Source organism: Mucilaginibacter sp. R-33, assembly GCF_049949235.1.
In the GTDB taxonomy this organism is placed as follows: Bacteria; Bacteroidota; Bacteroidia; order Sphingobacteriales; family Sphingobacteriaceae; genus Mucilaginibacter.
Window position 1 is genome coordinate 5,995,986 of the sequence record NZ_CP188089.1, and the last position, 10,807, is coordinate 6,006,792.

Here is a 10,807-nt window from a genome sequence, read left to right on the forward strand (position 1 = left end):
ATCATGAAATCGAAATATATTATATATACCGGGTTGGCCTTGATGGGAATGGGTACCGTGGTATCATGTAAAAAATCATTCCTCGAACTTAACCCCAAAGGGCAGTTTTTAGGCTCGAACTATTACGCCAATGCTGATGAGGCTTTTGCGGCTGTAATTGCGGCTTACGATCCGTTGGTTACCGAAACCGGCGGTATTGACAATACTTACTCCGATCCGCTTGGCGCGCTTAATGCTGCTTCAGACGATTGTTTTGCAGGCGGCGGCAGTTCATCCGACGTACCATCATGGCAAGTGATCAATAACTATACGCTCACACCGGCACAAGGGCCGCAAAACCAGTTTTGGGCTATCAATTTTCAAGGTGTTAACCGTACCGACGTATTGCTGGAAAACCTGCCGAAGGTACCCGGCATCAGCGCCGACCAGTTAAAACGCTTTACTGCCGAAGGCCAGTTTTTGCGTGCCCACTATTATTTTGACCTGGTGCGCTTGTTTAAAAACGTTCCGCTTATTTTAAATTCGCTCAACCTCACCAATGTGTACGATCAGCCTCAGGTTACGCCGGAAGCTGTTTATGCCCAGATTGAAAACGACCTGAAAGCAGCTATACCTGGCTTGCCTGCAACCGTGCCCATCAGCGAAGGCGGCCGTGTAACCCAGGGCGCTGCCAAAGCTTTATTGGGTAAAGTTTATCTTTACGAAAAGAAATGGGCTGATGCTGCCGCGATGCTAAAAGACGTAAATTCCAATTACGGCTACAAGCTGTTAGCCAACTACGGCGATATTTTCAGCCCGAAAAATAAATTTAACAGCGAATCGATATTTGAATTGGTACACTCAGGCTCCCAGAGCTATACCTGGAGCAACTGGAACCAGTTTAAATCAAACATCTATACCCAAATGATTGGCCCGCGTAGCTATACGGGTCCTGTTTATTATGGTGGTGGTTATGGTTTTAGTCCGGTTACTACCCAATTGGCAGCCGCTTTAAAAGGCGACCCGCGTTATGGCTATACCGTAGTAAATATTGATAGCTTAACCAAGGCAACCAACACATCTTATTCGCCAAGCTATCAAAATACCGGTTACTTTATCCAAAAGTATGCCCCCGTGTTGGCTAACAAAGTTACAACCGGTACTACTGATCTGAACTGGCCTAACGATTATATCGAAATCCGTTTAGCAGATACCTACCTGATGGAAGCTGAAGCCCAGTTGAATGGCGGCGGCGATCAGGCCCGCGCGCAAACCCTGCTTGATGCCGTGCGTGCCCGCGTAGGATTACCATCAAAACCGGCCACCCTGCAAAATATCTATGATGAGCGCAGGCTGGAACTGGCTACAGAAGGCCATCGTTGGTTTGATCTTGTACGTTGGGGCCAGGCACCAACTGTGCTTGCATTTAAAGGCTTTAAAGCAGGTGTGAATGAAATATTGCCTATTCCGTTGAACGAAACTCTTAACGGCACCAAGCTTAAGCAAAATCCTGGCTATTAATACACCAAAAATTTTATAACCAAAGGCTGTCATGTTATATGGCAGCCTTTGGCTTTATATGGGGAGGGATAAACTTACCTTTTTTGCATCCGAATATGTTTAAGCAACGCACTTTATTTTTGGCTTTATTGTTATTGATTCCGCTAAGTTTTATGCTGGTACAATGCTTTAGCGATAAACCGCAGGACCCGCGTGGTGAGATTTTTGCCGGATCGGCAAGTTGTATCAAATGTCATAAGCAGGTGTATGACAGTTATCTGCATACCGCGCATTATCTTAGTTCTAAACCAACTTCGTCAGATAACGTACATGGCGGTTTTAATGCTGACGGTAATAACGTTAAGTATGCCGACGGAACGGATGTGAGAATGGAGAAGCGCGGCGGAGGTTTATACCAGGTCACTTATACTGACAAAAAAGAAACCGGTGCCCGCCGGATGGATATCACTTTCGGAGTAAATAAAGCCCAAACTTACATGTACTGGCAGGGCTCCCAGTTATTCGAACTACCGGTATCCTATTATGATAAAGTACACGGCTGGGCCGGAAGCCCTGGATATGACGGTAGTCATCCGGATTTTAAACGACCGATATTGCAGCGCTGTTTTGAATGCCACAGTTCGTTCATCAAACAGGCATCGCAACAAAATATCGATTTGCAAAACCGTAAGATTGATTTTGAACCCGCTTCTATCATTTACGGCATTGATTGCGAGCGCTGTCACGGGCCCGCTGCCAATCACGTAAATTTTCATGAAGCTAATCCCGAGGAAAAACAACCGAAATACATTACCCGTTTTGCGTCACTAACCCGTGCACAAAAAATGGATGCCTGCGGTGTTTGCCACTCCAGCAGTAAGCAGGCATTCCAGGTATCAACTTTTAAGTTTAAGATGGGAGATACGTTGGCCCGCTTTAAAGAGCCGGACTATTTAAATATTCATACCAATGCCAACTCGCTTGATGTGCATGGCAACCAGAATGGTTTATTAACCGCAAGCAAATGCTTTGTAATGAGTAATATGAATTGTACTACCTGCCATACTACACATGTAAACAACAGCGGTAACCTGGCACTGTATTCGCAAAAATGTATGAGCTGTCATAATGAGGCGAATCATAACTTTTGCAAAGTAACGCCGAAATTAAGCGCGTTAGTGAAAAACAATTGTATTGATTGCCATATGCCGCTTAAATCTTCAAATACTATTTCAATAAATGACAACGAGGGTAAGGTAAATTCATTGTACATGGTACGCACCCACCGGATAGCAGTCTATGTGGATGAATCCAAGAAGATACTGGCTTTTTTGAACGGAAAAAAACAATAGGTATAATCTTTTGTATTTTAAGTATTCATAGAAATTCGGCTCATCTACGAGGACGGCAACATTCTCTTTTCCGACTTTTTTAGCTACGTTACTTAAGTTACTGAATATCGAGTCTATGCATTCACGACAATCATTTCGTAAAAATCGAAGAACAAGTAACTTGTCTTTATCCAATTTGTTTAAACTATCAATAATTGAGGGTGCAAGTTGAACGTTATCGAAAAGATGCTCTTTGTCCTCATTCATTGCCCCAATTCGTGTGAGGTGATTTATTATTGTATTTTCTTTTTTTCTGGGCCAGGTTTGATAAACACAAAGCGAGAGCAATGTTGTAAAACACAGAGTTAAAAAAGCGTTGTTGCGTATCTTGAGAAAGATATTGTTTGATTTCATGATAAGGTAGTTTATTTCGTTCTTATATTAGTAAAAGCAGTGTGCAGGGTTCGCTTTATTTTTTTTGTTTTTCGGAATTGCCTGGGATAATAGGAGATAGTCGTCATGAAATAATTTCTGAGAACCTGCTGACTTCCGATCGTAAAACTGTTGAAACTTCCATAATTGATGACACTCTTGTTTTCCTGAATTGATTACATAAGAAACTCTTCTGTTGTCTTCGCTTAACATGACGCTGTCTGTAAAAGTACTTTGAGTTACCCCTCCAGTTAGCGCCATTTGATAGTTTAGAGTATTTGTAGAACTCTCATCTTCGTGATTAAAACTTGGAGATATCGATCTGGGTAAAGATTCTTTCAATTTTAAATTCCCCTTTTGTATATAATAAATGTTAGTGCTGTCCACCAGTGGAGCTAATTCTTGAATAGTTGGAATTCTGACGGTGGTATTGAAACTAAGTGTATAACTCCTTACAAACTTGCCATATTGGTCGTCGATAAAACCAATATTGGCAGAAGGTGCGAAGCGGCTGTAATCGCGATCAAAGGTTTGAAAGGATTTATCCGATGTATTATTTTGATGAATAATTTTCTGCTTTAATGAGCCGTTAATACGGACGGTTTTGGCAAACCTATTAGATAGTTTTTTAGAAAAAATCTTGCTTATTGTAAAAGCGGGAGTTTCTTCAATTTTATTTATCCGAATATTGTTGCTTAAAAATTATATAATATTAATTGATAAGAAAAAGATTGTTTAATTAAGCAGCAATGTTGAAATTCCTTTTACTATGACGATTGGATCAATATTGACATTAATTGGGCAACAGAATATATAAGAATTGCTAAAGACTTTTAAATGACTGGAGACCTTTCTTAAGGATAAGGGAAACTGATCACGTTTAAAGATTATCTGATCTGTTTATTCCTTTTTATAAGTAAAAAAGAAGGAAACACCTGTTATAAGAGATGGCTCCTTAGGGGACTTTAAACCACACTTTTCAAATTCTTTTTATGTAGGACCTAAAGAAACTGGCTTCGATAAATAATCATATAACATAAAGCACTCAAATATGATCGGTGTAGTTTTTATTTAAACATTTGTATTATTATAATGAGGGATTATAGGAGTGAAGAAAACCAGGACCTGTATGCGGCCTACCCAAGGTTGGGCACTACAAAGGCAGGTATTGAAAATAACTTGCAACCGAGTACCTGGTGGCTGCGCGATGCAAGCTTTCTAAGGCTAAAATCATTGGAAATAGGCTATACGTTACCTACCCGCCTATCAAAATCATTAAAGCTTAGCAATATGAGGATTTATTTTAACGGCTTGAATTTGTTAACCTGGAGCCCTTTTAAAATGTGGGATCCGGAGCAGGGCGGCAACGGGTTTGCTTACCCTATTCAAAAGGTATTTAATGTTGGCCTTAATGTTAATTTATAACCCTAACAAATTAAAACAAAGAAGACATGAGATCATATTATAAATATATACTGATGGCCTGTTTTTGTATGACCGGCGTGTCATGCAAAAAATACCTGGACGTAGCTCCGGATAACGTGGGTACCCTTGATTATGCTTTTAGAAACCGTAACGAGGCGGAGAGTTATCTCTTCAGCTGTTACTCTACCATGCAGCAATTAAACAATGTAATTTACAATGCAGGGTTTACCACGTCGGCAGAAATTATTTACCCTAATAATCTAACCGCCAATTTTTTTGATCAAAGCGGATTCAACCTTATCAGGGGCGTACAAAGCACCGGCTCACCGGTCTTAAATTACTGGGGCGGAAGTGTTGGCAATGTCAATATCTTTCAAGGTTTAAGAAGGTGTAATACCATGTTGGAAAATATTGATAAGCCGATTGACCTGACTGAGCCGGAAAAAAAACGGTGGATTGCCGAGGTGAAATTCCTGAAAGCTTTCTATCATTATTATCTGATCCGCATGTATGGGCCGGTGATTATCATAGATAAGAGTTTCCCGATAGATGCACCGGCAGATTCTTTAAAAAGGAAGCGCTCATCTATAGACGAGTCGTTTGCTTATGTAGTATCACAACTGGATGCCGCGATCCCTGATTTACCGCTCACCATAGAGAATCAAACCAAGGAGTTTGGCCGTATTACAAGGTTCATTGCCATGTCTGTCAAGGCTGAGGTGTTGGCCACAGCTGCCAGTCCATTGTTTAATGGCAACCCCGATTATGCTGGAATTAAGGACCGAAGCGGCAAATCACTTTTCTCGGCAAGTTATGATGGAACCAAATGGAAGGCAGCGGCAGACGCGGCGAAGGCAGCGATAACTGAGTGTGAAGCAAGGGGACTGCATTTAAACACCACGCCACCAACAACCGCCGTAAACAGCGCATCTGATGAGGTAAAGCAACTTTTAACCCTACAATCATCGGTAACTGGCAAGTGGGAGCAAAACCCGGAACTCATATGGGCGCTAAACTATGGCTTTGGTTACCAGGGATTTGTTATCCCTAAGTTAACCAGTGATGCTGTTAGTATGGCTAATACTTATCCATCAAACTGGGCGGTGCCAATTGCAGAAGCCGAGCTGTTTTACACCAAACAGGGGGTGCCTATTAACGAAGATAAAACCTTCGATTATGCCGGCCGCTTTACTCCAAAAGCAGGTGACGATGCCAATAAACATTATATAAAGCAAGGCTACGAAACTGCGCAGGTTAACTTGGGCCGAGAACCCCGTTATTACGCCAGTTTAGCGTTTGATGGTAGCGTTTGGTTCGGCAATGGAAAGGTTAACGAAAGTGATGCCCCTTATGTGCAGGCGCGGGGTATTTTCGCGACGGCTGGCCCCAAAAGCTCTAATTCCACTAACATTACCGGTATTTGGCCAAAAAAACTGGCAAACTACCAAACTGTAATGGACAAAACCTTTGATGTGGTAAACTTCCAGCTACCTATCATCCGGCTATCAGGCCTATATCTTTTATATGCTGAAGCCCTGAACGAAGCCGAAGGGCCATCAGCAGAAGTATATAAGTATATTGATATGGTGCGTGCCAGGGCTGGCTTGCAGGGCGTACAAGCTTCATGGACGGCTTATTCTACCAATCCGGGCAAAGCCGCAGATAAAGACGGCTTGCGTCAGATCATTCACCAGGAAAGAAGAATAGAGTTGGCATTTGAAGGCCAAATTGGCTGGGACCTGCGCAGGTGGAAAGAATTGCAGGAAGTGTTAAGCAAACCACTGCAAGGCTGGAACATCAACGAGGGCAACTCTGCAGCGTATTACCGACCAAACACCGTCCTTATCCCTGTATTTGGTGTGAAGGATTATTTGTTCCCTATCGCAACGCAGGACATTATTATAAATGAAAATCTTGTACAAAATCCGTACTGGTAGCAGCTAGCTGATAATAAAGTGTTTGCATTGAAAATTTAAATTTTAAATTATGAAGAAGATATTTAAAAGCAGTTATTTAACATACTTTATGCTGGCCTCGGTATTGCTTATCGTGCTGGTTTCGCCAGCATGCAAGAAAGCAGAGTCTAACATCCAGGTAGTATCAACCGATCAGACTAAACCGGGTCCGGTGACCAATGTTAAGGTGGAGAACCTTAATGGTGCGGCTCGCCTGACCTATACCTTACCCAATGAGAAAAACCTGTTATATGTTTTAGCCCGCTACAACATAAATGATACCAGAACAAGGGAAACAAAAGCCAGCTATTATACCGATACCATTATAGTTGACGGTTTTGCAAGGGCTAAAGAATACACGGTGACTTTGTATGCGGTAAGCAGGGCCAACGTAATGTCTGATCCTGTTACTGTAACAGTAAAGCCGGCCACCCCGAATTACCTATACATCAATTCAAATTTGACTATCACGCCCGATTTCGGAGGTGCTAACTTTTTTGGATTTAACCCTAACAAGGTGCCGGTAGCAGTACATGTTATTACCTATAATACGATCACTAATAAATACGACGAACAGGAACCTACTTATTTAACTGGCGATACCATTAATGTTTCCGCTCTCGGTTTCCCTGCGGTGCCTCAAAAGTTTGGAGTTTTTGTTACCGATAGGTTCGGCAATGTTTCTGATACAGTTTTTAAAACCTTGACGCCTTTGTTTGAGGTTGCATTGGATAAAAAGAAGTTCTTTACCTATCACTTACCAACTGATAGCCCTATTGGTTACGGCTGGGACTTCAAGTACTTTTTTGATGACAACTTGGGCGACCCAGGCTGGCATACCTTAAGTAATCCATTGAAAATCGGATCATTTGGCTTAGGCGTTACTGCAAAAATTAGCCGTGTAAGGCTGTATAATAGGTTGCCAGACATTTACGGTTATCAAAATACCAGGCAGTTCACGATCTGGGGATCGTTGAAAGATAACCCGGCAGATTACCCGACATGGCCTGCTACAATAACGCCTGTTGGTACCGTACTGGGCGATTGGGTTAATATGGGCAATTTTGTTTATCCAAACCCTCCATCGGGCCTGCCTCCAGGTAACGCTAATGCGGCTGATATAGCTTATGGCGCGGCAGGTGTCGATTTTAAAATGCCAAGCACTGCTCCAAAGGCTAAGTATATCCGTTTCCAGTGTACCCAAACTTGGGCAGGGCTCGACTATGTCAATGCGAAAGAGATCACATTGTTTGGAGATCCTAAATAATAAGTTTTAACTAATAAATTAACGCAATGAGAAATATTTTCCGTGTTATAGTTATCTTATCTATCCTATTTGTAATAATAAATGGATGTAAAAAGTATGCTGATGATTATAAGAGATTTTTAAATGATAAAGAAGTAACTTACCCGGGCCTGGCAACCGGCGTGGGATATCGTCCAGGCAATTTACGTGCGGTGTTAGTTTGGCACCCCAGTCCCGATCCAAGCATCAAAAATTATGTCATCACCTGGAATAACGGTAAAGATTCATTAAGAGTCGATGCCACAAGCCATAGCCCCGCCGACTCCATTACAGTATCTATCCCCGGCCTCAAGGAGTATGTATACAGCTTCCGTATAGTAGCGCATGATAACAGTGGCGGCACCTCTGTAGGTCAGGATCTGAATAATGTACGCGTTTACGGGCCGGTTTATCAGTCTACACTACTTAACCGTGGTTATGATATAGCAAATCCGTATATGGTACGGCCGGATGGTTCGGTAGATTTAAATTTCGTTAAAGCTGATGCGGGCAACGTTTCCACGACTATAGAGTACACTACTAATAACAGCGGCACAAAAACGGTTCCGCTTTTGGCAAAAGACAATGTGATAAACCTGGCCGATTTCAAATTTGGCACAGTTGTAAAATACCAGTCATCGTATGTGCCAGCTACCAACGCGGCGGATGTATTTACAACGCTTGAGAAAGCCACTTTCCCAACGATCAGATATATTGCCGTATGCGATAAGTCCTTGTTTAAGGAAAATCCTTTACCAGGCGATGCCGGTGTCTACGACTACAATACCACAGTACGGAAATTGTGGGACGGAACTGTTGGGCCACAGGGTTACCCGGATATATTTCATAGTGATGGCAGCCACGGTATGCCACATGCCATAACTTTTGATATGGGCAAAGTATATAGGAAGCTTACATCGGTAGAAGAAACCGGGCGCAACTGCTGTAACAATCCCGACCAGTTTGAAATTTGGGGGATAGCAGATATTACAGGCGCAGAAACAAGCCTATCTCCGCGCGATAGCGGCTGGCAGGCGGAGATGATCGCTAAAGGGTGGACTCTATTGAAGGATATACGCAGAACCGATGATGGCCAAAACGCGCAGAAATTCGATTTCGACGCGGTACCGTCGGTTAGGTATATTCGTGTACGCATTAAACATGTTACCTCAAACGATAGTAATTATAGTAATATTAGTGAATTTACTTTCTGGAACGAAAAGTAGATTAACCTCTATAACCGATTTGAGCGTTACCGTTTGTCTCATTATGAGATAATTGTCTGGTAACTAAGATTAAGTAATTCGTTCACATGTTTCGTAAATTGTTTAAGCCGGTAGCGAATTTGTTGCCGGTTTTTTTTATGGTACGCATACGGTTTCACATGCAGATTGGTGATGACCCTGAATTGGAGATAACTGATAAACAAGCTTGTCTGCATAAGTATCTTAAGTCCGGTAAGCTACTTACCGATGCAATAGAAATCTATGTTCAATAACGATTATGTTTACGTTGGGATACCGCGGTAGCAAATGCCCATTCGACAATACGCTAAATTTCGCCCCATCATTGTTAACCACTGAACTATTCCGACCGCAACTTTTCACGGGTTGGCCAGTGCGGCTTTTATCGCCTGGAAACTCACGGTTAGCAAAGCGATAAATAAGGCAGCAACTGCCGACAGCGCGAACATCCACCAACTGATCGCTACCCGGTACACGAAACTCTGAAGCCAGGAGCGCATGGCCAGCCAGGCCAACGGCGCAGCGATCACAAAGGCTATAGCGACCAATCTCAGAAAGTCCTTGCCCAACAGCTGTACAATGCTGCTAACGCTTGCGCCGAGCACTCTGCGGACGCCGATCTCCTTGATGCGCTGTTCTGCACTGAAAGCAGTTAAGCCAAACAAGCCCAGGCAGGAGATCAGGATCGCGATCAGCGTAATGAATTAATAATCTGTGACAGCACAATATCGGTCTCATAGGTGCTTTGCATCCGCTCATTCATGAAGGTATAAACGAACGGGGTTCGCGGCAGGTTTTTATGCCACACGGTTTTGACACTACCCAAAAAGTTCGCGTAATCTTTGATGTGAATGTTGACGATAAGGTTATTGATCTCGGAAGCTTTGGACGCATAGATGATCATAAAGGGTGAAATATCGTTGTGCAGCGACTTAAAGTTAAAATCCCTGACCACGCCGGCCACCTCATATTTGTGATCCCCTTCAGAAAACAGCAACGTTCCCATGGCCTTATCAGTCCTGATCGCCAGTTGTTTGGCCAACGTTTCGTTGATCAGCACCTTGCCGGAATCGCCCGGCATCAGGTCGCGGCCCGTAGCTAATTTGAGTCCCATTGTTTTTGCAAAATGCGCATCGGCATACAGGTTCTGCTGGTCGATCGCTTCAGCCGGGTTCACCCCAGCCAGGTAAATGCCCAGTCGAAATAAGAGTCCGCGCCGCACGTTTGACAGAGATAGTACCTTCAGAGGTACGGACATCTTTAGTGGTCTTACCATTCTTGGGATTGCCCGAACTGCATTCGGCCTCATCTAAATGGTTTTCCAGTTCTACTTCCAATGCAGCATCCAAAAAACTGTTAAGTAAGGGCGCAAAAGCGCCTTCCTTACCGTAAAGAGATTTGCGCTAGCGGAGTTGCTCCAGGGCCTTCTTCTTCATTTGCTCATGCCCGAGCGATTGTTCTTGCTTCATTCTAAACAATGTTAAAGGTATTTTTTACGCTTTGAGACGGTTCATTTTACACCCTCCATAAGTGAAATCAAGGCGTTTTTCTCATAAAAATTCATGCTGTGGCTTTCATAGGATGGCTCCTGAAATCACCTTATTCATCTTCGCTTTTACCGTAAATAAAATTGTATAACTAACATCTTGGGTTATT

Annotated in this window: 9 protein-coding genes and 1 pseudogene; 6 read left to right on the plus strand and 4 right to left on the minus strand. The window is 42.9% G+C overall.

Annotated features, from left to right (window positions below):
* The first annotated feature begins 3 nt into the window (after positions 1-3).
* Together ACP26M_RS24970 and ACP26M_RS24975 are read left to right on the plus strand one after the other, a co-directional pair.
* A complete protein-coding gene (locus ACP26M_RS24970) occupies positions 4-1,500 on the plus strand; it encodes a RagB/SusD family nutrient uptake outer membrane protein (RefSeq protein ID WP_426584228.1) in 1,497 nt (498 codons plus the stop codon).
* 95 nt (positions 1,501-1,595) lie between these two features.
* Positions 1,596-2,831 carry a multiheme c-type cytochrome gene (locus ACP26M_RS24975; RefSeq protein ID WP_426584230.1) on the plus strand — a complete coding sequence of 412 codons (1,236 nt, stop codon included), beginning with the start codon at positions 1,596-1,598 and terminating at the stop codon, positions 2,829-2,831.
* A gap of 420 nt (positions 2,832-3,251) precedes the next feature.
* On the opposite strand, the gene ACP26M_RS24980 is transcribed toward ACP26M_RS24975, so the two are convergent.
* A complete protein-coding gene (locus ACP26M_RS24980; RefSeq protein ID WP_426589771.1) occupies positions 3,252-3,929 on the minus strand; it encodes an outer membrane beta-barrel protein in 678 nt (225 codons plus the stop codon).
* A 405-nt stretch (positions 3,930-4,334) separates the two neighbouring features.
* On the opposite strand from ACP26M_RS24980, the gene ACP26M_RS24985 reads away from it, so the two are divergent.
* From ACP26M_RS24985 to ACP26M_RS25000, 4 genes are read left to right on the plus strand one after another with little or no spacing between them, the layout of a single operon-like run.
* On the plus strand, positions 4,335-4,667 hold the full coding sequence (locus ACP26M_RS24985; RefSeq protein WP_426584232.1) for a hypothetical protein: 333 nt from the start codon (positions 4,335-4,337) through the stop codon (positions 4,665-4,667).
* A 26-nt stretch (positions 4,668-4,693) separates the two neighbouring features.
* A complete protein-coding gene (locus ACP26M_RS24990) occupies positions 4,694-6,604 on the plus strand; it encodes a RagB/SusD family nutrient uptake outer membrane protein (protein ID WP_426584234.1) in 1,911 nt (636 codons plus the stop codon).
* A gap of 49 nt (positions 6,605-6,653) precedes the next feature.
* On the plus strand, positions 6,654-7,889 hold the full coding sequence (locus tag ACP26M_RS24995) for a DUF4959 domain-containing protein (protein WP_426584236.1): 1,236 nt from the start codon (positions 6,654-6,656) through the stop codon (positions 7,887-7,889).
* Between the two features lie 26 nt (positions 7,890-7,915).
* On the plus strand, positions 7,916-9,133 hold the full coding sequence (locus ACP26M_RS25000) for a DUF4998 domain-containing protein (protein WP_426584238.1): 1,218 nt from the start codon (positions 7,916-7,918) through the stop codon (positions 9,131-9,133).
* A 377-nt stretch (positions 9,134-9,510) separates the two neighbouring features.
* Here the strand turns inward: ACP26M_RS25000 and ACP26M_RS25005 are convergent, their stop codons facing one another.
* The 3 genes and pseudogenes from ACP26M_RS25005 to ACP26M_RS25015 all read right to left on the minus strand — a co-directional run.
* On the minus strand, positions 9,511-9,816 hold the full coding sequence (locus tag ACP26M_RS25005; RefSeq protein ID WP_426584240.1) for an ABC transporter permease: 306 nt from the start codon (positions 9,814-9,816) through the stop codon (positions 9,511-9,513).
* A gap of 26 nt (positions 9,817-9,842) precedes the next feature.
* Positions 9,843-10,373 (minus strand): hypothetical protein, encoded by a 531-nt coding sequence (locus ACP26M_RS25010; RefSeq protein WP_426589787.1) that lies wholly within the window; start codon positions 10,371-10,373, stop codon positions 9,843-9,845.
* A 1-nt stretch (position 10,374) separates the two neighbouring features.
* A pseudogene (locus ACP26M_RS25015) lies at positions 10,375-10,620 on the minus strand (IS256 family transposase); the annotation flags it as partial.
* Between the last annotated feature and the right edge of the window lie 187 nt (positions 10,621-10,807).

Coding starts and splice junctions, on each gene's coding strand:
- ACP26M_RS24970 (WP_426584228.1), top strand. CDS start 4: ATGAAATCGAAATATATTATATATACCGGGTTGGCCTTGATGGGAATG.
- ACP26M_RS24975 (WP_426584230.1), top strand. CDS start 1,596: ATGTTTAAGCAACGCACTTTATTTTTGGCTTTATTGTTATTGATTCCG.
- ACP26M_RS24985 (WP_426584232.1), top strand. CDS start 4,335: ATGAGGGATTATAGGAGTGAAGAAAACCAGGACCTGTATGCGGCCTAC.
- ACP26M_RS24990 (WP_426584234.1), top strand. CDS start 4,694: ATGAGATCATATTATAAATATATACTGATGGCCTGTTTTTGTATGACC.
- ACP26M_RS24995 (WP_426584236.1), top strand. CDS start 6,654: ATGAAGAAGATATTTAAAAGCAGTTATTTAACATACTTTATGCTGGCC.
- ACP26M_RS25000 (WP_426584238.1), top strand. CDS start 7,916: ATGAGAAATATTTTCCGTGTTATAGTTATCTTATCTATCCTATTTGTA.